We start from the raw sequence: 23,247 nt of genomic DNA on the forward strand, positions 1-23,247 counted from the left end.
GTATTCTGGAAAATTGATAAGTGTGAAATTTTCACTAGATACACCAACATTTTTGTAACTATTGGCGTAAGTTTCATCGTTTAGTGCTTTATTTCGATGAAAATACGCTTGGGCTGTGGATAAAATTTGTAAGCCTTCAGCCCTTGTTTTATAGGCTATGCGAGCATTTTTCTGTCTCTAAAAGGAGTTTATTAAGGCCAGTTGCAGAGGAAAACTTGCATATGCCGTCCGAGTCCTGAGATAATCCCGCTCTCGAAAATCTCGAGGGAGGTTAGTTTCTCCTGACACATCATTGAATAAATTAATTTTGACGTAATTGTAAAATGGCCGAAAAACGTAATATTTTCCTGATTGGCCCTATGGGGGCTGGTAAAAGCACTATCGGTAGACATTTAGCAGACCAACTTCATCTGGAATTTTTTGATTCCGACCAGGAAATTGAACGCCGCACTGGGGCTGATATAGCTTGGGTGTTTGATATTGAAGGCGAAGAAGGTTTCCGCGAACGTGAAGAAAAAGTAATCACCGACCTAACCGAAAAACAAGGTATCGTGCTAGCGACAGGCGGCGGCTCCATTATCCGCAAATCTGTTCGCAACAGACTCTCTGCACGAGGTATCGTAGTTTACCTTGAAACAACTGTTGATAAACAAGTAGCAAGAACACAACGCGACAAGCGTCGCCCTTTGCTGCAAAACACAGATAGCCCTGAAACCGTTCTAAAAGATTTGGCAGGCGAGCGTAATCCTCTTTATGAAGAGATTGCCGATTATACCGTTCGCACCGACGACCAAAGTGCCCGAGCAGTGGCCAATGAAATCATCAGCCAAATCGGGTTGTAATTAGTATCATTTAACCCTTTTAAAATTGGAGATATGCGCTTGTCCACCATTCACGTAGCATTGGGAGAGCGCAGCTATCCCATCACTATTGAGCCCGGCGCTTTAGAAATCAGTTCTCTTTCAAGGCTGATATCACCACACATCAAAGCGAAGCGTGCGGTTATTATCACTAACCCGACGGTACAAGCATTGTATGAAGAAAAGCTGCGTCAAGCTCTTGGGGCAGAATTTGATCTCCATACCATAGTGATCCCTGATGGAGAACAGTACAAAAGCTTTGCAAGTTTTGAAGCAGCCAACACTCAATTATTGGAAATAGAAGCTGCTCGAGACATTACCATTATTGCGCTTGGCGGTGGTGTAATAGGTGATTTAACAGGATTTGTCGCCGCTTGTTATCAACGAGGCGTGCCTTTTATTCAAGTTCCGACTACGCTTTTATCTCAAGTGGACTCATCTGTAGGTGGCAAGACAGCTATCAACCATCCTCTCGGAAAAAACATGGTTGGAGCCTTCTATCAGCCGCAAGCCGTCATTATTGATACCAATACATTGAGCACGCTTCCCGCACGCGAGTTTGCTGCTGGCATGGCGGAAGTCATTAAGTATGGGATCATCTATGATGGGGCGTTTTTCTCATGGCTGGAGAATCATACATCTGAGCTTAAAGCACTGAAACCCGAAGCCTTGCAATACGCGATCCGTCGTTGCTGTGAAATTAAGGCTGAGGTGGTCTCGCAAGATGAGAAAGAATCAGGGATCCGTGCTTTATTGAATTTAGGCCATACTTTTGGTCATGCTATTGAAGCCGAACAAGGCTACGGTAAATGGCTTCACGGAGAAGCAGTAGCGGCTGGCATTGTTCTTGCTTCACAGGTAGCAATGCAGAAACAATGGCTATCAGAGACAGATTTCCGACGCATTGAAGATTTACTGAAGAAGTTTGACCTTCCAATTAAGAAACCAGATGACATGAATTACGACGACTTTATGCGTCACATGCGTCGGGATAAGAAGGTTGAATCAGGTAATATTCGCTTTGTCATACCACAGAGTATTGGCGCAGCTATCGTCACCAAAGATGTCTCCGAGGCAGAATTACACAATATCTTGTAACCAGTTAAACAAAAGAGGAGGCGGTTGTTTTGCATATGCACAATTTATTAAATGAATATACCGACCTTTCTCAACGTCTGGAACACCTGGTTGCCTACTCATCGCAGATGGTTTTTATCAGCGGCGAACACATGGGCAACCAAAAAGATTTTGTTGAAGCCTTTCTGAGCACTCGCCAAGACGACCTTGATGTCATCTACATTACCGGGAATAACTTTCATACTAACGAAGATGTACGCAGTGAGTTTGCTCGTCAATTACTCGGCAATGCGCCACGCCTTGATCTATCGCTTTTACAACTGATTTCAACACGCGAAGACAAACGTAACCCTCTATTAATTGCCATCACGAGAGCAGAGCGATTACCCGACCAGATTCTGCGAGAGCTTTGGGATCTGGTTTTACAAAACCGCTTTGCCAGAAACCAGCAACAAATCAATATCTTGCTTTTCGGTGAACAGGAATGGGCTGAACGTACCAAAGCTTGGCTGCCCACCAATAACAATGACAAGCCGGTATTGTTAACCAGTGAAACCGTCGAGGTTCAATCTGAACAAGAAATCGAAGGTGATCTGGAAGAATACATCAAAGCAAAGCGTAAAGAATTTAATGAACGCCTGAAATTACGAGCGCTAACCCATGAACCAACTAAATCAGTCTGGTCAAACTGGTGGCTAAGGTTGCTTGCCGCTTGTGTATTCATTGTCTGTTTCAGTGGCATTTTGATTTGGCAGTATTTTGATCTGACCCAATCAGCTATTAATGAATTTGCAGGATTCCTGTTCCAGGGCGATGTTAAAGAGCAACAAGTGGAAGGAAGCAACGATGATTGGCAAAAAGCAAAAGACTTATTAGCTGAAACTGATACCCTGAAGGTTGAAACCGTTCAACCAGCACTAACTCAAGCACAAGACTCAACCAAGACTCAGTCGAACGAATCAGGTGAGAAACTAGAAAGCAGCACTCTTCCAGCAGATCAGGCACGAGTAACCAGTTGGCAAGAAGCGTCCAGGAAATTGGAACGTCAATCTGTAGCTCTTAACTTACCGGAAGAACAAGCAAAATCAGGGGTGAATTCATCATCGGTCAGCAATCCACAACCAGAAAAAATGCCTACTGAATCAGGCGGTATGGAATTGTATGAATCAGAATCTTTGGTGCAAGTACCGAAGGAAAAACTGATGCAATTACAACCTCAAGAAGCCATAACTGAATCAACAATTATCGTTAATTCTTATGATAATACTCAGTCTGAAAAGGCCGCTAATGAGATAGGGCCGCCAATACCGCAAGCATTACAAGCAAAAAACTCAGTTCCAACTCAGTCCGAGCAAGATCAAGTTGCTGCAACATCCGTTCAAGAAGCTCCTGTAGCAGTCGTAACTGCGGCGACATCTGAAGCCATTACAGAGGAAGACGACGTCGTTGACTATCAGGTGGAAGATATTGTTTCTGTTGAAGAATTGCCTCAGTCCCCATCCAATCAAGTTGTTACTGCCGAACCCGAACCGGCCTATCAATTTGATGAAACCGCCTTATTAGCGTTACCTGAAACGAGCTATTTACTGCAAATATCAGGGATTAGTAGTCGCCAAGTGCTGAATGAATACCTTGTTGACAATAAATTGACAGACAAAGTCTGGATATACAAAACTCAGCGCTATGGTGGCGACTGGCATGTGGTGCTATACCGCAAGAACTATGCAAGCCTAAATGAGGCCAGAGACTCTGTTTCCGAGCTACCGCAAACAAGTCGTCAAAGTGCGCCCTTTGCCAAATCCATTGCCATGATCCGCGATGAGATTCAGCAGGGTTATCCAGAGTAATTTCGCTGCGCAATAGCTCATAGAGCGAAATTTATAGCCTTATAAATCTTCCATATAATCCTAAAAGCGCTCTTTGCCTCGTCAGTTGCACTGATTGTGTTAACATCAGGCTCTGCCTAAAACATCGCTTTTATAGGAGTAACTGTCAGTGAAACTCATTTCACGTATCTCTCTCTGCCTCATTCTTTTTTCTTCATTAACCTTGGCTGACAATACCAAACCGATCACCACAAAACCAACAGGCTTGGTTGTTGAAAAAGCGATGGTTGTCTCAGCTCGTGAAGAAGCATCAAAAATTGGTTCTGACATTCTCAAAAAGGGAGGTACGGTTTTCGATGCAATGGTCGCAACCGAAATCGCACTTGCTGTAACATATCCATCGGCGGGTAATATCGGTGGTGGTGGCTTTGCCGTATTCAGAAAAGCCAATGGCGAAGTCGGCGCTCTGGATTACAGAGAGAAAGCTCCAATAGCGGCAGACCGGGACATGTATCTGGACGAGAAGGGCAATGTTATTGAGGGCTTAAGCCGCTTTGGTGCTAAAGCCGTTGGTGTACCCGGCACTATTGCAGGCATCTTCGCCATGCATGAAAAACACGGCACTCTTCCGATGAAAGACCTTCTGCAACCAGCCATTGATTTAGCCAGATCTGGCGTGGTAATGACCCCATACTTTAAGTCGTCGCTGGATAAAGTACGCAAAAGTATCAACAAGGTAAGCGGCTCCGACACGATATTCGCAAAGCAATACGAGGTGGGAGACAAGGTTGTATTTTCAGCATTAGCTGACACTCTGGAACGCATTGCCAAAAATGGTAGAGACGAATTCTACAAGGGAAAAACCGCACAAAAGATTGTCGATTTTATTCAGAAAAATCGAGGTCTGATCACTATGGAAGATCTGGCTAAATATGAAGCTGTTTGGCGCGCCCCCATCACTTATACCTACAAAGATCTCACACTAACCAGCATGAGCCCACCGAGCAGCGGCGGCATTACCATTGCGCAAATATTAGGGATGATTGAACCCTATAACATTGGCCAGTATCCCCATCATAGCGTGCCAATGGTTAGCTTGCTGGTTGAAGCAGAGCGACGGGCTTATGCTGATCGCAACTACTTTTTAGGCGACCCTGACTTTGTCAAAATGCCAATCAAAGAGTTAATGGATAAAGAATATCTAAACAAACGCATGAGTAGCTTTAGCTTCGATAAAGCGACGCGCTCAGCAGACGTTGGGCACGGGAATATTCAAATTCAGGAAAGCATGGAAACAACACATTATTCCATTGTGGATCAATATGGAAATGCCATGGCCGTTACCACCACACTCAACGCGAGTTACGGTTCCAAACTATATAGTAAAGAATTAGGCTTTCTATTTAACAATGAAATGGATGACTTCAGCGTAAAACCTGGAGAACCCAACATGTACGGCCTGATTGGTGCAGAAGCCAACAGCATTGAGCCACAGAAACGCATGTTGAGTTCAATGAGCCCAACGATTGTGGAGAAAAATGGCAAGCTCTCTATGGTTGTTGGCACACCCGGCGGCTCAACGATCATCACTTCCGTTACTCAAACCATTCTAAATGTTTATGAATTTGGCATGAGTATGCAAGATGCCGTTAATTCACCACGATTTCATCACCAATGGCTACCCGATATGGTCATGATGGAACAAGAAGGCTTTTCTGAGGAACTGATGCAGGCTCTCACCGCAAAGGGCTGGTTAGCTCGCCATTCTCGCTTCCCTGTTATTGGAAAAGTAGATGCCATATTGGTGTTGCCCGACGGTAAACTGGAAGGCGGTGCCGACAGACGCGGTGATGATAAGGCTGTTGGGTTTTGAAACATCAAACCTATTTCAGAACAAGAACAGAAATAAGCCCCTGATCTAGGGTTATAGCCCTTTTACTCATTTTCAATCTAATTGTGTGATGAAATAAGCACTGATCTATAAACTTGGTTGCTGTGCCCCCCTAAACAAGCTGCACATCAGCTACATGATGAGATAGAATGCACCAAATTTCGTGATGCTATAAAAAACTAGAGTAAATTGTGATATCTAAAGCTGACTCAAACAAATTAGCTTATATTGGTAATAAACCAGGAGCTACAAAAAAGCGAGACTCCGATTCCTGGTTTACCCCAGTAGAATATATTGAATCAGTACGAACAGTATTAGGGACTATTGATTTGGATCCATTTTCTTCTGAAAAAGCCAATGAAATTGTTGGTGCAGCAAAAATTTTCACTGTAGACAATAGTGCATTTGATCACGACTGGAAGGTTGGCAAAGAAGTCAAAGTATTTATGAACCCACCATACTCTGCAGGGCTGTGTGCACGGTCAGTGGATAGATTTATCGATCAGTATGAAGCAGGAAAATTTGTTGAAGGTATTGTATTAGCTAATAATGCAACTGATACTCGTTGGTTTAGTGCGCTTGTTAATCGCTGCGCAGCTATTTGTTTTACCGATCACCGGATCAGCTTCTGGAACGCTGATAGAAAAAGCGTCTCAGGAAATACACGTGGACAGGCATTTTTTTACTTTGGAAAAAAACACCAGGAATTTAAGAAAACATTTATAAAACACGGGTTTATAATGATCCCGGCGAAATAGTGACAACTCACATTAGTATTTACTTCATTTAAGGCTTTATTTCTTTACCCTGTAGAAGCCTTACGTCTACAAACTTTACAGTCACTTTGATCTCGACGTTCATTAGTCGTTCGGGTACTGTAACTTTCAAATGGAAGTTCATCCCTACAAGCTGGACAAAGCTTAAAAACGACTCCGTTTTCAATTGAGCACAAATTGGTTACTCTAAGTCCCTTTCCGCCATTTTCTGTAGAGGAATCATAGCCACTAACTGTTATTGGGGTATTTTTCGAATCTAGAAACAAATACTTTCCTGATAAAAAAGAAGCATCTAACACTTCAGTGTTAATTCTCTTCTTATTAGACTTATCAGCTACAACAATATTTCTATCCAGTTTTATTGGAAAAACTAACATTAGGTTAATGTCCCCTATTTTTATTTCTAATGTAAATTTAGACCAGCCAAATGTATGCGTTGTGCAAATTTCTCGAACACACAAAAAGGTATATATTACGACCAATTACAACATTCATTACCAGAAAAAGAAAGCTTACTAACAAGGAGATTACTCGACAAACTAACCAAACAGGTAGATACAACAGGAAAAGACCAAAGAACTGCTGGTAATCAACAACAAGTAACAGATGACAATGCCAACCTTTTCAGTTTTAGCTCATTGAGGGAAAGTCAGGAAACGGCCAGATTCACCACGAACATGATTGTCGCAATAAAAATAAGCACAAAGATAATGCCAACAACGACAAAAGGCACTACAGACTTTTTCTGAAAATCCATTTCACGATTTTTTTCGCTTTGAACGCCGAACATGCTTGCTGCAACACTTTTCAGTATTTGCCAGTATTCAGCCACAGACACTAAGGTTTTAAAAGACAATATGAATTCCTTGCTAAGCAGAACTATTCGTAGGAAGGCGGGGCACTTTCTGAATCACGACCATCACTTCTAAATAACAATTCCAATAAATCCAGATAGTGGAACTGCTTGGAGCGGCTATCACCAACTAACCATGAGTGCCAACTCACATCAGTGGAGGACTCCTTGGTACAGGATTTATGTTCTTTAGTGGTTGAGGAATTTTCGTTGTGAGGTTGTTGAAATGACAGGTCGTCACAATCACATAAGCGAATCATTTCGTAGTCAGATACATCAGCTACAGCAACTGCCGTGAAAAAAGCAGCACCGAAAAATATCAAGCTGTGTTTTCTAATACTCAACATATTAATAACTCGCTACGTAAGACTTGGTTACATTATAGCTTTGGACAAACTTTAAGCAATTGCATTTCGCCGCAAAAATTTAGCGTCTTGCCGTCAAATCAATGAATAATCCAAGAAAGAATGTAAACCGTTTAAGTCGGAGGAAAATAAAAGCCATGTGTTTCGCCGTTATTTCAATTTCTCTTCAAGGCCTATCCAACTTCAACCGGTTACGACGCTTTTATCAAAGTTGCCCAACATTGCGGTTGAAATTGTCGCTATTCTAGCATGAATTGATACTGAATTAGTTTATTTCACGTATAAGTTTTTCGGCTAAAGAATAGAAATATTGAGGGAAATCTGGAGCGGGGCTACATATCTCTTAACGGATATTTGTTCACCCCTTTTTTGCAGTATCCGTACTGCCCCGAGTCAATGTCACATTGGTGCGAAATGTGACGCTAAATTCTTTTCTGTCGTTGGGTATTGCGGTGGTGCATCACCGCATACCCTTTAGGTACTTGATTTACGAGTTAAATAAGGAATTAAAGATCGAAAGATTTTCCGATGCTGAACAGGATGGTTTCATCGTCATCCAGATCGCTACCACTGATAACAACCGAAACGCCAACATCAAAGCCACCTACCTCTGTGCCATAGCCAGCTTCAAAATAATCGCCATCAAATTCATCCCCCCATGAACCATAAGTGCCATAGAAGCCTTCATGTTCAAGAGTCAAAGCGAAGAAAGTGTAATCTGATTCTGTAATGCCTAATGCAGCATCATCAGATTGAGTACCGATTGAGTATTCGATAGAAGCAATTCCATAGCTCAAACCAAGGTTAACTTCGTTATAAGCAGAATCGAAATCGCCTGTATATTGATAAGTAGTAAAACCAATGCTGGCACCAAAACCATTGTCAAATTCAAAGCCATAGCCGCCGTAAATATCTACTTCCAGGCCATCGCTTACATCAGCTACCCATGTACCTACGTAGAATCCACCATTTTCATAGTCTAGACCAGCACTGGCAGAAGCATCTGAAGTTTGTGCGATACCACGGAAGTGGTACTCAGAAACTAAACCAATGTTTGCACTTATCTCTGCTGACGCTGCCTGAGCATATGCCAAAGAGGTAATTGCCAAGGCTGCCAATGAACTTAACTTAACTGCTTTCATGTTAATCCCCGTACTTCAAGTTGTGTGTTTCAAAAATGTAAAGCTACCGAGGTTTTGCAAAAGCAATGCCTATTCATACCAGAATTCGTGCATTCCCACGAAACAAGATTATCTTTTTGATAAATAAAGATAATTTCTTATTCCTTGTTCAATGAGTACAGATTCTTATAATTGGCATAGTGCAAATTAAAATTATCATTGCACAAAAATAGTACATTTTCACCGGTTTAGTGCATTTTGACAGCAAATCATTGCTTCAAAACCAGCATTTTGATTAATTCAAGGGGTTTTTTATGACTAATTATATAATCGCACCTTCTATACTTTCTGCGGATTTGGCGCGATTGGGTGATGATGTGCAAAAGGTGATCAATGCAGGTGCCGATGTGGTGCACTTTGATGTCATGGACAATCACTATGTTCCAAACCTGACATTTGGCCCCAGTATTTGCCAGTCACTGAGAAATTACGGTATTACTGCAGATATCGATGTTCATTTAATGGTGAGTCCGGTAGATGAACTAATTACCGCCTTTGCAAAAGCGGGAGCAAACTACATCAGCTTCCATCCGGAAGCCAGCCACCATGTTGATCGCAGCATTCAACTCATTAAAGATGCAGGATGCAAAGCAGGATTAGCGTTAAATCCCGGAACATCATTGCATGTTCTCGACTATGTTTTGGATAAGCTGGATTTTGTCTTACTGATGTCGGTTAACCCTGGATTCGGCGGACAGGCCTTTATTCCTAACACCTTGGAAAAGGCTCACGCGCTAAAACAAAAAATCCTGAAAACGGGTAGAAATATCCACATAGAAATTGACGGTGGCGTAAAAGTCGATAACATTCGCGCCATTGCTGAAGCTGGCGTAGATATGTTTGTTGCTGGTTCAGCCATTTTCAATGCGCCAGATTATGGTAAGGTAATCGCCGATATGCGATCCGAATTGGCGCTTGTCGAAAATTAATTCTTTCCCATTAAACTCATTAACCATATTTAAGTGTTGCGAACTATGAATAAACCTATTGTATTAAGTGGCTGCCAGCCTTCAGGACAATTGACGATTGGAAACTACATGGGCGCCCTGAGACAGTGGGTAAACATGCAGGATGACCACAACTGCTTATATATGATCGTTGATATGCACGCGATCACCGTTCGTCAGGATCCCGCTAAACTTTACGAGGCCTGCCTGGATGGATTAGCACTTTATGTTGCCTGTGGCATTGATCCTGAGCGCAGCACATTGTTTCTTCAATCCCACGTACCAGAACACGCTCAGTTGGGATGGATTATGAACTGCTACACCCAAATGGGCGAGCTTAACCGCATGACGCAGTTTAAAGATAAATCAGCCAAAAATGTCACCAACATTAACGTGGGCTTGTACAGCTACCCAGCATTACAAGCGGCTGACATATTGTTATATCAGGCGAATAAAGTGCCAGTGGGTGAAGACCAGAAGCAACATCTGGAACTCACTCGAGACATCGCAACTCGCATGAATAACCTATATGGCGATCTGTTCACCATACCGGATCCATTCATTCCTGAATCAGGCGCGCGTGTCATGAGCTTGCAAGATCCTGATAAGAAAATGTCGAAATCTGACGACAATCCCAACAACTTTGTTGGCTTGTTGGAAGATACCAAAAAGGTCGCCAAGAAAATCAAACGTGCAGTCACCGATTCCGACGAACAAGCTCGTATTTATTACGACCCTCAAGAAAAGGCCGGTGTCTCTAACTTGTTGTCTATTTTGTCTTGCTGCACCAACAAATCCATTGAGCAGTTAGTACCAGAATACGAAGACAAAATGTATGGACACTTGAAGACAGATGTTGCTGATGCCGTGGTTGCTCTACTGGAGCCCATTCAACAGCGTTATCACGAACTACGTGAAGACCGTGCGGCATTGAATGACATCATGCGTAAAGGTGCTGAGCAAGCCTCAGAGAAAGCAGCAAAAACCTTGGCTAAAGTATACGAAGCCATCGGTTTTATCGCTAAACCATAAACGCACTGAAACACTATTCAAGCATTAAAAAACGGGGATCCATTTAAGATCCCCGTTTTTGTTTTCAAACCCGATATAGCCAGCTTAAGTCCGAAACTGTTGAGTCACCAATACCATATTACTGGATATTTTGGTCAATTCTTCCGAGGAGCTCGCTACTTCGTGTGAAGCCTGAGTTAGCTGCGTAACCGATTCCATAACCCGAATCATATTCTGATTAATAGAGTCACAATTATATTGCTGCTGCTCAGTTGCGGCGGCAATGTTCTCATTCATTCCAGCTAATTCATCAATATTAACATTGAGGCGCGATAAGGACTGACTCACCGACTCAACCAGTTCAATACCACCATTAGCTGATTTCGACGCCTTCTCCATAGAGTTAACCGCTTCATGTGCGACTGTAGATAAACGCGAAATCTTATTCTGAATTTCTATCGTACTTTCCTGTGTTTTTGACGCCAATTGACGCACTTCGTCAGCAACAACAGCAAACCCACGCCCATGTTCTCCAGCTCTCGCAGCCTCTATTGCCGCGTTTAACGCCAGCAAGTTAGTCTGATCGGCAATGCGATCAATCACTTCCAGCACACCACTAATGCTTTCCACTTCTTTTTCTAACTTACTCATCGCCTCTGAAGAACCATTCACTTCTTCTACCAAAATTCGGATCTGAGATGCAGCATCATTAGCTCGACTAGTGTTTTGAAGCGTGTTCTCTCGCGTCTTGTTGGTATTTGAAACGGCAGAAGTTGAGTTACTGGAAATTTCCGTAATAGAACGATTGAACTCACCAACGGACTCTGTCACCTGCATCGCCTCAGTATATTGTTGCTGTGCCGAAATACTGGTTTGCTTGGTCGTTACGCTAAGTTGCGCGCTTGCTGATGCGATGGATTCCGCTTCTCCTTTAATGGTGTCAACAACCCTCTGGATCTTCTCAACAAACAGGTTAAATCCGTCACCAATGCGACGGATTTCCTTAATAGCGGAAGGAGGAAGCCGCTTTGTTAAATCAGCCTCATTTGAATTCAACTCATCAAAATGATTGCCGATTCGGTTAATAGGGCGCAGCAGTCTTTTGGCAAGCAAGGTAGCAACAACTAAACTTCCTACAGCAAGCAAAACACTCACTAAAATTGTCGCGGATATAATACTTCTGGTAAGTGATTCGGCTGGTGCATAAGCCTCTTCATAATCAATTTCAGCCAATATCGCCCATGTCATATCACCAATTTGGATTGGCGCGTAAGAAGACAAGACATGAACATCGCGATAATCACGAATATGCTGAAAACCACTCTGCCCTTGCAGTGCTTTTTGTACTCCTTCGCTATTTACTGGTTGCAAGCTGATACCCGTGCCTTTCAAAGCAATTAATTCATACTCTTTAATGCCAGCTTGCTTTAACGCCTCAATGTAATCGCTTTCATTTTCCATGAAAAAACGACTTTCTGAGCGAAGACGAGAATCTTCCCCAACCAGATACACTTCTCCGCTTGAGCCAAATCCCATTTCTTCCCATTTCTGATTTTGGGTAAGAATGTTATTGATACGATCAATGGGCATTTGATAAATCAATACACCGGCTAGCTGACTCCCATCATAAATTGGGCTGGAAATGAAACTCGCCGGATTGTTGTAAGAGGGTAAGTAAGGCTCAAAGTCGGTTAGGTAGGTTTCCCCTGATTGCAAAGATAGAGCCTTTTTGAAAGCTTTCCCAATACCCGAACCCGCATAAGGCCCGGTAATCAGATTAGTCGCAAAATCCAGCTCCTTGTATACGCTATAAACGATGTTTCCCGACTGGGCATCGACCAGGAAAATATCATAGTAGCCAAAGGTTTTAAGAAATTGACGAATATCCGGGTGAAATTGTTTATGTAGTTGAGCATAGTCGCTCACCGACCCAGGATCGTTTAGATTATCCTTCTCGCCCAGTGAACTGGGATTATTACTGATAAAATCATACTGCAACAACTCAGTGGCTCGACTTAGTCCTCCAAACATATTTAGAACACTAATTCTCTCAGAGTTTTGCTCTTCATACTTATTCGCAAAATCGTCTTTATAATAACTCTGAACCGAATTCTGGAGTTGCTCTGTCGGTATAGACCGTTGAGTTGAATACTGATTATATGCTCGCGTAAAGTCGTGGATTGCTGACACAATACTTTTATCGCTCGCCATTAAAGTAATTTGGTTATCTATCATGGAAAAATAACCCATCACCTCCTCTTTCATAATATTTCTTTTAAAACCCAAGTCTTGTTTAAATTGATGTTCTAAAGTTGAATTCATTTCAGATGTCGATATAAATACTGTGAAAAATCCCGTAATAATAAGAGACGTTAGCACTGTAAAAAGAAGCGCTAGCATTAAACGGATTTGTAAAGACAATTGCATAACTAACATCCTCAAAGAACGACAAATTTTATAACCGAATAAAATTAGCCCAAGCTATAAAGCCCATCTGACTTAACTCTGACTTATAGTCACTAAAAAGTGATGAAGTTAACAATAACTGTTTTAAAGCAGAAATAACCAAAGGTAAAAAGCACCAAGATAATGCAGTGATACCAATTGACACTTTTCATTTTTGCGAACTAAACCCCTCTAAAGTTCGCATTTTACTGGCATTTAATTCAAATTTAAGAACAAAGTAAGTGGCATATGGAAAAACGATATGGTTTATTTTTTCCTCTCAACATTTTGAACCATAATAGTGCAAAACAACATAACAGCTTTTGATTCACTTATTACCGAAAAATAAACTGTTTTGTGAGCTTAAAATTACTTATGTAAAGGACAGAAAACATAAAGCCTCTTTCGAAGTAGCGCTTGTATGGATGTTTATGAGCAAGAGACTTGAGTTTAGCTGTGATTAACGGTCTAATTTCAGCTTTTGTGAACTCCATGAATCATCCTGCATCCACGCACATTTTCATGGCGTGACATTTTCATCGCTTGAACCGACGCTTTTATAAGGTGCAATAAACCTTGGTACTCCTAATAGACAACTACGACTCATTTACATTCAACCTAGCTCGTTATTTTGAAGAAATTGGCGAACAAGTGGTCGTGGTCAGAAACGATGACATTGACTTACAAGGCATTGCCGAGCTAGCACCAGATTGTTTAGTCTTCTCCCCCGGCCCATGCACACCTGACTCTTCAGGCGTAACCCTGGAAGCAATACGTGAATTTCATCATCACATTCCCATGTTAGGCGTTTGCCTTGGACACCAAGCCATAGCTCAGGTTTTTGGCGCTACTGTTGAAAGAGCTTCCAAAGTAATGCATGGGAAAGTATCTCGAATCAGCCACAACAACCAAGGTGTTTTTAAAGACCTTCCACCAACCTATCAAGTCACACGCTATCACTCATTAGTCGTAGCAGCCGACTCATTACCCGAATGTTTCAATATAACAGCTTGGGTTAAAAAGGATGGAGACAATGCACAAGAGCAGCACCAAGAGATCATGGCAATTGAGCATAAAACTCTTCCCATCTTTGGTGTGCAATTTCACCCTGAATCCTTGTTAACCGAACATGGACATCAACTGCTTGAAAACTTCATTGCGATAGCAAAAGCAAATTCCAGGCAATAATCTCTAAAGTTATCGTTAAAGTGGAAGAAAAACATTCTGCGCAATCAGCAAGGTTATGCACTTTATCTATGGAAATTGAGAAATAGTTATCAAAAACATTAAAAATCCTTTGGTTTTCAGCTCAATATTAGTGCACCCCTTATATGACTTGTATTATGCTTAATACCTAAGTAAAAAATTTAGTAACTTCTGAATATTGACGTAAAGTTAGGCAAGACAGCAACTGAATGACTTTATACCTTACAGGTTATGTTTATTAGGGCTGATCCCCCATATAGCAGTTAAAAGTGGCTTAATAATGAGCAGGTAAACATCAGGTGCAACGAGTAAATAAATGCTCGCTCTTTGCATTTTAATCAATGAGTTTAATTCCCGGATAGAGTGAATAGATGACTGACAGAATGGACATTAATCAAGAAGTAGATAACCGTTTCTACAATCTGCTGATTGGTTTATCAAATGCTCAGGAAGTTGCTGGTGTTGAGGTTGAAGGCAAAGTCAAAGCTGAACAGTCAGAGCAGTTTAACGCTCGTCGTAATCTACTGCGCATTGAAAAGCTTGCCAAAAGAGACATGGAGCTAAATAAACGCTCTGAAGAAAACTTTGTCGAAAGCGTCCGGGATAAAATTAGCGCAGCAGTCTGTGAACGCGTTGAACTACGTTTGGAAGATCTCGAAGAGTTATATTCCAAGCAACTCGGTATTCATGAAGGTTTGCCTGAATTGCTGGATACCTTGTCGGTTAAAGCCACATCAATAGCAAAATTAGAGCCTCTGGTCGCCCAAATAAGCTGGTTGGCCACAGATTTGTTAAAGCTGGTTAATACGCCCAAATACCGCAAAACCGATCGTCTGGGACGAGTAGTTGTTGTTGAAAACTTACGTATAGCATTAAGTTTTCTCGGTATAGAAAATCTGAAAATGGTTATTCCATCAATGGTATTTCGACGTGCAATCCCTCAAATTACCGACCCCTATCCCGTCTTTAAAGCCAAAATTTGGGAACATGCCATTGGCTCTGCGGTGTCATGCCAACGAATAGCCACCTTATCCAAGGTTGATCCTGGTCACGCTTTTATCTTGGGTATGTTCCACGAATTCGGTAAGTTGATCATTACAAAACTGTATTTCAAAACCTTCGATGAAGTACATAGAGAAGCATTAATAGAAGCCCATGATGATCAAAAAAGGGACGAGCACAGTGCCTTACTCAAGATCGGCCCGACTTCGGATGTTTTACTCTCTTTAATGTGGAAACACTCCATATCACTCAGTTCAAGAATTATCTCCCATATGGGAATGCGCAGAGTATTTATTGCCAACGCGATGGAAGAATTTGCCTTAAAAACACCATGGGGAAAAATGAGCCCTATTGCGAAAGTATTGCTACAAGGCAACGGCTACAGCAAATACAATATGTTGAAACGATACAAGCTTATTTCTACAGATGAAGCCAAAGCTTTTCTTAAATCACTCCACATGGCGGCAACAACCGTATTGGCTTTACAAGGCACCGACTTACGCAGTTTGAATCTAACTATGGATGATGAATAATAAACAATTCAGCTCTCCTCCTAATATGAAGTTGATGTAGTTTATTTATCCTTCTTTTGCTCATACAGCTCAAAAAATTACAATATTTTTGTGCAAATAAACATGCAGGGTATTTTTGTGAAACCCGTGACAGGTGCCAGCAATATCAATCGCTAGTGCAGCCCGCATCAACACGATGCGTATACTTATTCAATATTCCTGCAAAATTACTGAACCCCTTGAAAATAAAGGCTTGTAAAGACATAACAAGACAAGACAAATGCCGCCATTTCTGGAATAATGCGGCTTCTTTTTTGACTAATGAACCTGAATATCTGTCATAGATACTCTTATCTCATTAATAGATTCAGGTCTTATACCAATTGGTAGATGTTTTAATTTTGGAGACCCAAATGCAGGTTACTCGTGAGTTATTCGACGAAGTTATGGCCCCAAACTACAACCCGGCAGCCATGATCCCGGTAAAAGGACAAGGTTCCAGAGTATGGGATCAAAATGGTGACGAGTATGTTGATTTTGCAGGCGGTATTGCGGTTAACAGTCTTGGACACTGCCACCCTGCATTAGTCGCAGCATTAAAAGAGCAAAGCGAAAAGCTATGGCACTTAAGCAACGTATTCACCAACGAGCCAGCGCTTCGTTTAGCCAAGAAGATCACTGACGCAACATTTGCAGAGCGCGTTTACTTCGCCAACTCAGGAGCAGAAGCAAACGAAGCAGCACTAAAACTAGCACGTCGCTGGGCGCTGGATCATTACGGCGAAGAAAAAAGCCAAATCATCGCATTCAAACAAGGCTTCCACGGTCGTACGTTCTTTACCGTTACCGTTGGTGGTCAAGCCGCCTACTCTGATGGCTTCGGCCCAAAACCAGGCAATGTAGATCACGCAATTTACAATGATCTGGAAAGCGTAAAAGCGTTAATCTCCGACAACACCTGTGCCGTGATGATGGAACCTCTTCAAGGCGAAGGCGGTATCATCAGCCCAACCAAAGAATTCGTTCAGGGCGTAAAAGCGTTGTGTGAACAACACAATGCACTGCTGATTTTTGACGAAGTTCAATCTGGAGTTGGCCGTACTGGTGAGTTGTACGCCTACATGGGATTAGGTGTAACACCTGACATTCTATCTACTGCGAAAGCCTTAGGTGGCGGCTTCCCTATCGGTGCCATGTTAACTCGCGCAGATATCGCAGCAAGCTTGAAAGTAGGTACTCACGGTAGTACCTATGGCGGTAACCCCCTTGCTTGTGCAGTAGCGGAAACCGTATTTGATATTGTCAACGACAGAGCGTTACTGGACGGTGTTAAACAAAAAGCAGAGCTATTCCGTGCAGAATTAAATGCGATTAACGAAAAATACAACGTATTCAGCGAAATTCGCGGTGAAGGTTTGTTGATCGGCTGTGCTCTTAATGAAAAATATGAAGGTCGTTCACGCGATTTCCTTAATGCATCAACGGATATGAAGTTGATGAGCCTGGTAGCTGGTGCAAACGTTGTTCGCTTTGCTCCATCTTTGATTATCCCGGAAGAAGACATCAAAGAAGGTATGGCTCGTTTCGAAAAAGCAGTTGCCAAAGTAGTTCAAGGCTGATCCCAACTCACATAGAGGACGACCTGATATGAAAATCATGCGCCCTATCCGTAAGGATGACTACGAAGCATTGAACCGCATAGCAGTGGAATCCGGAGTAGGCTTCACCTCCCTACCGGTTGATGAAACGCTTTTAAAAGGCAAAATCGACCGCGCAGTAGATTCGTTTTCCAAACACGTGGATAAGCCCGGTTCGGAGCATTATCTGTTCGTGATGGAAGATACTGAAACCGGTGAGGTTGTAGGAACGGCAGGGATAGAAGCAGCAGTGGGTACTGACGATGTATTCTACTCCTACCATCACGGTATAGTTGTACACTCTTCTCGCGAGTTGGGTGTACACAACGAAGTAGAAACACTGACCCTATGTAACGATTACACGGGAATGTCGGAGATCTGTACACTGTTTTTACGTGAAGTGGCTCGAGAAGGTCACAATGGCCGTTTCCTGTCTCGGTTCCGCTTTCTGTTTTTAGCAGAACACCGTAATCGCTTCACGAAAAAAGTCTTTGCTGAAATGCGAGGCGTGAGTGATGAAAATGGCTCATCACCGTTTTGGAAATGGTTAGAGGAGCACTTCTTCTCTCTGGATTTCCCAACGGCAGATTACCTGACAGGTGTTGGGCAAAAAGTGTTTATTGCCGAGTTAATGCCGAAGTATCCAATCTATGTAAACCTGCTCAGTAAAGAAGCGCAGGCTGTGATTGGAGAAGTGCACGAAAGAACTCGCCCTGCGCTGAAATTATTGCTATCCGAAGGATTCACCTATTCAGGGTATGTCGATATTTTCGATGCAGGCCCTAGTATAGAAGCAGACATAGACAATATTCGGACAGTTCGACTGAGTCGCCGTTTACCTGTAAGCATTGACTCAAGCATAGCGGAAGGCAAACCAGAATATTTCGCGATTAATACTAAACTTGAAGATTTCAGAGCAGCAATGCTGAATCTGAAAGTAGATGAAGAAAATCAGATTGTGCGCATTAGTGATAAAACTGCGTCGGCACTTAAAGTCGAGAATGGTGAATTCATCCGTTTTGCGCCAATCGTTAGTGGAGATTAGCAAGTGGCAGAAGTTCACTTAATTGCAGGACATTGGGTTTCTGGTGAAGGACACGATATTGAATCGGTCGATCCCGCCAAAAATGTTGTTATTTGGAAGGCAAAATCTGCCAGCCCTGGTCAGGTAGATAGTGCCGTTAAAGCTGCTCGTGAAGCCTTTGAAAGCTGGAGCTCTCGTAGTGCAGAAGAACGTATCGCCATCATCCAGAAATTTGTTGATTTACTGAGTGAAAACAAAGAACGTTTAGGCAAGATCATTGCTCAGGAAACGGGAAAAGCTGAGTGGGAAAGTGTCACTGAAGTCGTCGGCATGGCTGCAAAATTAGCGATTTCAGTTAGAGCATTTAACGAGCGCACAGGCACAGTCGAAAATCCGATGCCCGCAGGTAAAGCCTATATTATGCATAAACCTCATGGTGTCGTTGCAGTATTCGGCCCCTACAACTTCCCAGGGCATCTACCCAATGGTCATATCATTCCGGCATTGATTGCTGGTAACACAGTCATCTTCAAACCAAGTGATCTGACCCCTAAAGTAGCCGAAGAAACCGTAAAACTATGGGAAAAAGCCGGTATTCCTGCGGGCGTTCTGAACATGGTTCAAGGGCATGTTGAAACTGGTAAGGCGCTTGCCGCTAACCCAGATATCGACGGCTTGTTCTTCACTGGCAGTTCACGCACAGGTAAATTGCTTCATGAACAATTTGCCGGGCATCCAGGAAAAATTCTGGCTCTGGAAATGGGCGGTAACAATCCTCTTATCGTTAAAGATGTTGCCAACCTTGACGGTGCGGTTCACGACATTGTGCAATCAGCCTTTGTTACCTCAGGCCAGCGTTGTACTTGTGCTCGTCGTTTGTTCCTGGAAAACTCAGAGGAAGGCGACAAGATCCTGGCACGTTTGATTGAAGTCACACGCAATATTCAGGTCGGTCATTACGATGCAAACCCACAACCCTTCATGGGCGCCATGATTTCAGCCAACGCAGCAAAAATGATGGTTAATGCTCAACAAGAGCTACTGGATTTGGGAGCCGTGTCGTTAGTGAAGCTTGAGCACACAGATACAGCGACAGGATTTGTGACTCCGGGTATTATTGATGTCACCTCAATTCTGGATAAATTACCTGATGAAGAACATTTTGGCCCATTATTGAAAGTGATTCGCTTTGACAACATCGACGATGCGATCAATGAAGCGAATAACACAGTATTTGGCCTTTCAGCCGGTGTTATCAGTGACGACAAAGAACTGTTTGAGACATTCCTGAAGCGTTCTCGCGCAGGGATTGTCAACTGGAACAGACCAACTACTGGCGCAAACAGTGCAGCTCCATTTGGTGGTATCGGTGAAAGTGGTAATCATAGAGCCAGCGCATACTACGCTGCTGATTATTGCTCATACCCTGTAGCTTCGATGCAATTAGACGAAGTTCAATTCCCAGACAGCCTAAACCCTGGTCTGAAGTTTTAGTCTTCTGTACGACTAAATCCAACATAAGAACGAATACAAAAACGGCTAGTTCAATGAACTAGCCGTTTTTTTGTTCTCAATAGAAATAATAAACCAGTAATGAATTCTAGTCGGTAATCAAAGTACCGAAATGGCCTCTTCCATCTGCAACATCAATGAAAGTGCCCGGTTCCCTGGAAGATGCGATACCTATCATTTCAACACCATAATCAAGCAATCCCATCGCTTCCTCAAAATTTAAAATAGTATCGCCTTGAAAGACTCCATCCGAAATTAAATGAGTTGCTTGAGCTCGAGTAATCTTTTTAATTCGAGATTCAGGATCATCGATATCTTTATAAATAGCGCCTTTTTTGCTGGTAAATAACAACAACTCGGCTTGAAGAGCTCTTGCAATGGCCACCACGGTCGTATCGGCATTGATATTATAGATCTTGCCGTCATCGCTAATGCCCAAGGTCGCAATTACAGGAACAAGATTAAAATAGAGCATATTTTGCAGAAGTTTAGAGTTAATTCGGGTTACATCACCTACTTCACCAAAATCTATCGCTTTTTCTTCGCCCTCAATCATTCTTGGTGGACGTTTTACAGCTTGAATGAGCTTACCTGATGCGCCATGACAACCAAATGCATTGACATTTTGAGCTTGCATAGCGGCAACAAGATCGACGTTAACCTCACCAGCAATTGCCTGCTTTACAACCTTAAGGTCTTCTTTACTGGTAATGCGACGCCCTGCGACCTGATTGGTCGTTATGCCCAGTTTTTCCTGCAGAGCGTTAGTTTGGCTTGCTCCACCATGTAACAACACAACATTCCAATCATCTTCCACTAACTCTTTTACATTCCCTACCAACCCCTGTAATTCCTCGTCATCCAACAGTACATCGCCGTTTACTTTAATAACAGCAATAGGTTTTCTGCTCAGATCAGTCATGGTAGTTTCCTGATAAATTGGTTAGCCCAGCATGAGAGCACATTTATAAATTCCAATACATGCCGTCAAAATCATTTCGACTTCTGTTAAACCATAATAATTGGGACGCATGGGGTACATTACAAGCATTGAAATCGTTTGCAATTTTCGTTCATAGGCACTGTGCCATGAACTTGCTCCAAGCGTATCCAAAATTAATTGTTGAGAACGTTCCGGAGAAAAGCTGCCCGATTTAAATCAAAACGGCTCAAAATGAGGCTTAGTATAAACAGAAGAATTTGATTAAAGCCCGCGGAGCAAGCAACAATAAACACACTTACGGTGAAAATTTGCTACCCCATCAATACTTCAAACCTCGCAAAAATTCCATTCACAGAGCTTTTGCCAAAGAAAGATTAGCATAACAAATGGTATTTATACTGCAATACGCAAAAACACAGAGGGAAGTTAACTTGCTGTTGAATAAGTGGTTTTTTAAATAAAAATGTATTTAGGGCGATAATGGGAACCGCCCTAAATAACTAATTATCTACAACAACTGATAATTTATGCAGACCAGCTTCAGCAGCTTGGTCTAATACTTTAACAACCGTGCCGTGCTTGGTCTTTTTGTGAGCTTTAATCACTGCTGAATCAGTATTGTTTTCAGCGAGAAAGCTTTGAATATTTGCGGTAACGCGTTCAGAATCAATGAGACGATTGTTCATATAGATCATGCCGCGCTCATCTATCCAAATCGACACAGTTTTAGCTTTTGAATTGGAGTTAGCCGAGCTGTCAGGACGATTAACTTCGAGCCCTTCTTCCTTCACAAAGGAAGTGGTTACGATAAAAAAGATCAGCATGATGAACACGATATCAAGCATCGGTGTCATATCAATACTGGCGTCTTCTTCATCTCGAAAATGCTTTTTCTTCATTGTCTAAGCCTCAAATAACATCTAAAGCGTATATTACTCAGAATGTCATAAAGTAAATGATTTGATGAATCTTAAGCGCCTCACCAAAATTTAGGAAGTATTCTGCTTTCACGTAATACTAACTGCCGTAACAGTTATTCTAGTGGTAAAAGCATCATAGCGCCTGAAAAAGCGGAAGCGAAAATTGCTTAAGGGAGACGAGATTAACCGATTCACGAGAAAAAGTCAGTTGTAAATTGCAGTCCTGATAAATATTTTTATTTAACCCAAACCAGGCTCAGTTACACGGCAGGAACTTAAAATCAATTATATTCACCATAAGATAAGCTACATCTTAAAAGTCATTGTTTAACCGCATTACTTCTGACACAGGATAAATAAAATCAATGAATAATCGGGTTAATTAATAAATTAGCTACAGACATAATCTACCAACAAGGGTATTATGGAACCTATGGTAGACATAATTTCAAAATCACAGTTCGCAGAAAGACTACATCTTTCCCTCGACATACTAGGCTGGAAACAAAGAGGAAGACCAAAGCAGCTACAAGATTATTACTCTAGCAAAGGCGTCAATCTTTCAGAAAAAACCTTCCACAAATGGCTTAGAGGCCAATCTTTTCCAGACTGGGATAATCTGATTCATCTAGCTCGCTTAACCAGCAAATCAATTAGTTACCTAATATATGGAATTGATGAGGCTGAGCTGATTCAATCGTTTTCATGCTCTGATGACAGTGGCTTTTACAGCAAACAGGAACTACAAACAGCCTTTGTGGACGCGCTTGAACAAGCAGCCGTTTTTAATTTGATCACCTTTAATAACAATAGCTCGCCAGAGCAAATGTTCCGAGCCTTCACCAAGGCACTGAGTATAACAGAAAGCTCTGAACCCAGTCGTAATCACCAACTCTAAAGATTCTTTCGCAGCTTATCTTGCTCTTCGGTTTGATAAAGTGCGTGATGTTTAATTCCCTCAACATAATGGCGAGCTCTGGCAGTCCATTCTTGCTGTTTTGCATAATAGGCTCCGGTACGCGGGCCTGAATACTCCCACAACTCAACCTGTTCCAAAATTAAGTTCTGCGCTGTATGGGGAAGTGGGCGAGACTGGATAGTGGATTTTTTTTGAGCTGTATTCTGTGGCTTATACTTAATAGCTTGCCAAGTATTAGCAACAGCAAATATGAACACCAGAAGTAGTATGAGAACTGATAAAATTTGCACCCTTGTATCCTTTAAGTTTACAGGTTATTCCTGAATTTGAGGTATAGCTT

At 42.2% G+C, this 23,247-nt stretch carries 21 protein-coding genes; 13 read left to right on the forward strand and 8 right to left on the reverse strand.

Features of this window, described 5'->3' with window-relative positions:
- Window positions 1-323 precede the first annotated feature (323 nt).
- From aroK to KIH87_RS17975, 5 genes are all read left to right on the forward strand, one after another.
- Window positions 324-842: a shikimate kinase AroK gene (aroK, locus tag KIH87_RS17955; protein WP_232359221.1), complete on the forward strand. Its 519-nt coding sequence runs from the start codon at window positions 324-326 to the stop codon at window positions 840-842.
- A gap of 39 nt (window positions 843-881) precedes the next feature.
- Complete coding sequence (gene aroB / locus KIH87_RS17960) at window positions 882-1,958, forward strand: 3-dehydroquinate synthase (protein ID WP_232359222.1); 1,077 nt, start codon at window positions 882-884, stop codon at window positions 1,956-1,958.
- A 35-nt stretch (window positions 1,959-1,993) separates the two neighbouring features.
- Window positions 1,994-3,784 carry an SPOR domain-containing protein gene (locus KIH87_RS17965; protein ID WP_232359223.1) on the forward strand — a complete coding sequence of 597 codons (1,791 nt, stop codon included), beginning with the start codon at window positions 1,994-1,996 and terminating at the stop codon, window positions 3,782-3,784.
- A gap of 148 nt (window positions 3,785-3,932) precedes the next feature.
- On the forward strand, window positions 3,933-5,636 hold the full coding sequence (gene ggt, locus KIH87_RS17970) for a gamma-glutamyltransferase (RefSeq protein ID WP_232359224.1): 1,704 nt from the start codon (window positions 3,933-3,935) through the stop codon (window positions 5,634-5,636).
- Window positions 5,637-5,845: 209 nt separating this feature from the next.
- Complete coding sequence (locus KIH87_RS17975; RefSeq protein ID WP_232359225.1) at window positions 5,846-6,412, forward strand: phage N-6-adenine-methyltransferase; 567 nt, start codon at window positions 5,846-5,848, stop codon at window positions 6,410-6,412.
- A gap of 44 nt (window positions 6,413-6,456) precedes the next feature.
- Here KIH87_RS17975 and KIH87_RS17980 read toward each other — a convergent pair whose 3' ends face one another.
- The 4 genes from KIH87_RS17980 to KIH87_RS17995 form a co-directional block, all read right to left on the reverse strand.
- Window positions 6,457-6,807, reverse strand: a complete 351-nt coding sequence (locus tag KIH87_RS17980) for a hypothetical protein (protein ID WP_232359226.1) — start codon at window positions 6,805-6,807, stop codon at window positions 6,457-6,459.
- Between the two features lie 272 nt (window positions 6,808-7,079).
- Complete coding sequence (locus KIH87_RS17985) at window positions 7,080-7,286, reverse strand: DUF2970 domain-containing protein (protein ID WP_232359227.1); 207 nt, start codon at window positions 7,284-7,286, stop codon at window positions 7,080-7,082.
- Between the two features lie 23 nt (window positions 7,287-7,309).
- Complete coding sequence (locus KIH87_RS17990) at window positions 7,310-7,630, reverse strand: hypothetical protein (RefSeq protein WP_232359228.1); 321 nt, start codon at window positions 7,628-7,630, stop codon at window positions 7,310-7,312.
- Window positions 7,631-8,154: 524 nt separating this feature from the next.
- Window positions 8,155-8,790: a TorF family putative porin gene (locus KIH87_RS17995; protein ID WP_232359229.1), complete on the reverse strand. Its 636-nt coding sequence runs from the start codon at window positions 8,788-8,790 to the stop codon at window positions 8,155-8,157.
- Window positions 8,791-9,083: 293 nt separating this feature from the next.
- On the opposite strand from KIH87_RS17995, the gene rpe reads away from it, so the two are divergent.
- Together rpe and trpS are read left to right on the forward strand one after the other, a co-directional pair.
- Window positions 9,084-9,758 (forward strand): ribulose-phosphate 3-epimerase, encoded by a 675-nt coding sequence (gene rpe, locus KIH87_RS18000; protein WP_232359230.1) that lies wholly within the window; start codon window positions 9,084-9,086, stop codon window positions 9,756-9,758.
- 45 nt (window positions 9,759-9,803) lie between these two features.
- On the forward strand, window positions 9,804-10,808 hold the full coding sequence (trpS, locus tag KIH87_RS18005; protein WP_232359231.1) for a tryptophan--tRNA ligase: 1,005 nt from the start codon (window positions 9,804-9,806) through the stop codon (window positions 10,806-10,808).
- 84 nt (window positions 10,809-10,892) lie between these two features.
- Here trpS and KIH87_RS18010 read toward each other — a convergent pair whose 3' ends face one another.
- Window positions 10,893-13,052, reverse strand: a complete 2,160-nt coding sequence (locus tag KIH87_RS18010) for a methyl-accepting chemotaxis protein (protein WP_232359232.1) — start codon at window positions 13,050-13,052, stop codon at window positions 10,893-10,895.
- A 756-nt stretch (window positions 13,053-13,808) separates the two neighbouring features.
- Here KIH87_RS18010 and KIH87_RS18015 point away from each other — a divergent pair.
- From KIH87_RS18015 to astD, 5 genes are all read left to right on the forward strand, one after another.
- A complete protein-coding gene (locus KIH87_RS18015) occupies window positions 13,809-14,420 on the forward strand; it encodes an anthranilate synthase component II (protein ID WP_232359233.1) in 612 nt (203 codons plus the stop codon).
- 389 nt (window positions 14,421-14,809) lie between these two features.
- Window positions 14,810-15,973 carry an HDOD domain-containing protein gene (locus KIH87_RS18020; protein ID WP_232359234.1) on the forward strand — a complete coding sequence of 388 codons (1,164 nt, stop codon included), beginning with the start codon at window positions 14,810-14,812 and terminating at the stop codon, window positions 15,971-15,973.
- Window positions 15,974-16,365: 392 nt separating this feature from the next.
- The gene (locus tag KIH87_RS18025; RefSeq protein ID WP_232359235.1) at window positions 16,366-17,571 is read left to right on the forward strand and encodes an aspartate aminotransferase family protein; all 1,206 of its coding nucleotides are present in this window, start codon (window positions 16,366-16,368) and stop codon (window positions 17,569-17,571) included.
- A gap of 28 nt (window positions 17,572-17,599) precedes the next feature.
- On the forward strand, window positions 17,600-18,634 hold the full coding sequence (gene astA, locus KIH87_RS18030; protein WP_232359236.1) for an arginine N-succinyltransferase: 1,035 nt from the start codon (window positions 17,600-17,602) through the stop codon (window positions 18,632-18,634).
- Between the two features lie 3 nt (window positions 18,635-18,637).
- Complete coding sequence (gene astD / locus KIH87_RS18035; protein ID WP_232359237.1) at window positions 18,638-20,107, forward strand: succinylglutamate-semialdehyde dehydrogenase; 1,470 nt, start codon at window positions 18,638-18,640, stop codon at window positions 20,105-20,107.
- Window positions 20,108-20,213: 106 nt separating this feature from the next.
- Here the strand turns inward: astD and argB are convergent, their stop codons facing one another.
- Together argB and KIH87_RS18045 are read right to left on the reverse strand one after the other, a co-directional pair.
- Window positions 20,214-21,047 (reverse strand): acetylglutamate kinase, encoded by an 834-nt coding sequence (gene argB / locus KIH87_RS18040; protein WP_232359238.1) that lies wholly within the window; start codon window positions 21,045-21,047, stop codon window positions 20,214-20,216.
- A gap of 521 nt (window positions 21,048-21,568) precedes the next feature.
- On the reverse strand, window positions 21,569-21,967 hold the full coding sequence (locus tag KIH87_RS18045) for an ExbD/TolR family protein (protein ID WP_232359239.1): 399 nt from the start codon (window positions 21,965-21,967) through the stop codon (window positions 21,569-21,571).
- A gap of 454 nt (window positions 21,968-22,421) precedes the next feature.
- On the opposite strand from KIH87_RS18045, the gene KIH87_RS18050 reads away from it, so the two are divergent.
- Entirely contained in the window at window positions 22,422-22,886 is a 465-nt protein-coding gene (locus tag KIH87_RS18050) for a hypothetical protein (protein WP_232359240.1), read from the forward strand.
- On the opposite strand, the gene KIH87_RS18055 is transcribed toward KIH87_RS18050, so the two are convergent.
- Window positions 22,883-23,197 (reverse strand): hypothetical protein, encoded by a 315-nt coding sequence (locus tag KIH87_RS18055; RefSeq protein ID WP_232359241.1) that lies wholly within the window; start codon window positions 23,195-23,197, stop codon window positions 22,883-22,885. The genes KIH87_RS18050 and KIH87_RS18055 overlap by 4 nt on opposite strands.
- Window positions 23,198-23,247 lie beyond the last annotated feature (50 nt).

This window comes from Paraneptunicella aestuarii (genome assembly GCF_019900845.1).
Taxonomy (GTDB): Bacteria; Pseudomonadota; Gammaproteobacteria; order Enterobacterales; family Alteromonadaceae; genus Paraneptunicella; species Paraneptunicella aestuarii.

What these genes read in the sequence shown, in the direction of transcription:
- aroK (WP_232359221.1), top strand. Translation starts at nt 324, where the DNA reads ATGGCCGAAAAACGTAATATTTTCCTGATTGGCCCTATGGGGGCTGGT.
- KIH87_RS17965 (WP_232359223.1), top strand. Translation starts at nt 1,994, where the DNA reads ATGCACAATTTATTAAATGAATATACCGACCTTTCTCAACGTCTGGAA.
- KIH87_RS17980 (WP_232359226.1), bottom strand. Translation starts at nt 6,807, where the DNA reads ATGTTAGTTTTTCCAATAAAACTGGATAGAAATATTGTTGTAGCTGAT.
- KIH87_RS17990 (WP_232359228.1), bottom strand. Translation starts at nt 7,630, where the DNA reads ATGTTGAGTATTAGAAAACACAGCTTGATATTTTTCGGTGCTGCTTTT.
- KIH87_RS17995 (WP_232359229.1), bottom strand. Translation starts at nt 8,790, where the DNA reads ATGAAAGCAGTTAAGTTAAGTTCATTGGCAGCCTTGGCAATTACCTCT.
- rpe (WP_232359230.1), top strand. Translation starts at nt 9,084, where the DNA reads ATGACTAATTATATAATCGCACCTTCTATACTTTCTGCGGATTTGGCG.
- trpS (WP_232359231.1), top strand. Translation starts at nt 9,804, where the DNA reads ATGAATAAACCTATTGTATTAAGTGGCTGCCAGCCTTCAGGACAATTG.
- KIH87_RS18010 (WP_232359232.1), bottom strand. Translation starts at nt 13,052, where the DNA reads ATGAAAGAGGAGGTGATGGGTTATTTTTCCATGATAGATAACCAAATT.
- KIH87_RS18020 (WP_232359234.1), top strand. Translation starts at nt 14,810, where the DNA reads ATGACTGACAGAATGGACATTAATCAAGAAGTAGATAACCGTTTCTAC.
- KIH87_RS18025 (WP_232359235.1), top strand. Translation starts at nt 16,366, where the DNA reads ATGCAGGTTACTCGTGAGTTATTCGACGAAGTTATGGCCCCAAACTAC.
- astA (WP_232359236.1), top strand. Translation starts at nt 17,600, where the DNA reads ATGAAAATCATGCGCCCTATCCGTAAGGATGACTACGAAGCATTGAAC.
- argB (WP_232359238.1), bottom strand. Translation starts at nt 21,047, where the DNA reads ATGACTGATCTGAGCAGAAAACCTATTGCTGTTATTAAAGTAAACGGC.
- KIH87_RS18045 (WP_232359239.1), bottom strand. Translation starts at nt 21,967, where the DNA reads ATGAAGAAAAAGCATTTTCGAGATGAAGAAGACGCCAGTATTGATATG.
- KIH87_RS18050 (WP_232359240.1), top strand. Translation starts at nt 22,422, where the DNA reads ATGGTAGACATAATTTCAAAATCACAGTTCGCAGAAAGACTACATCTT.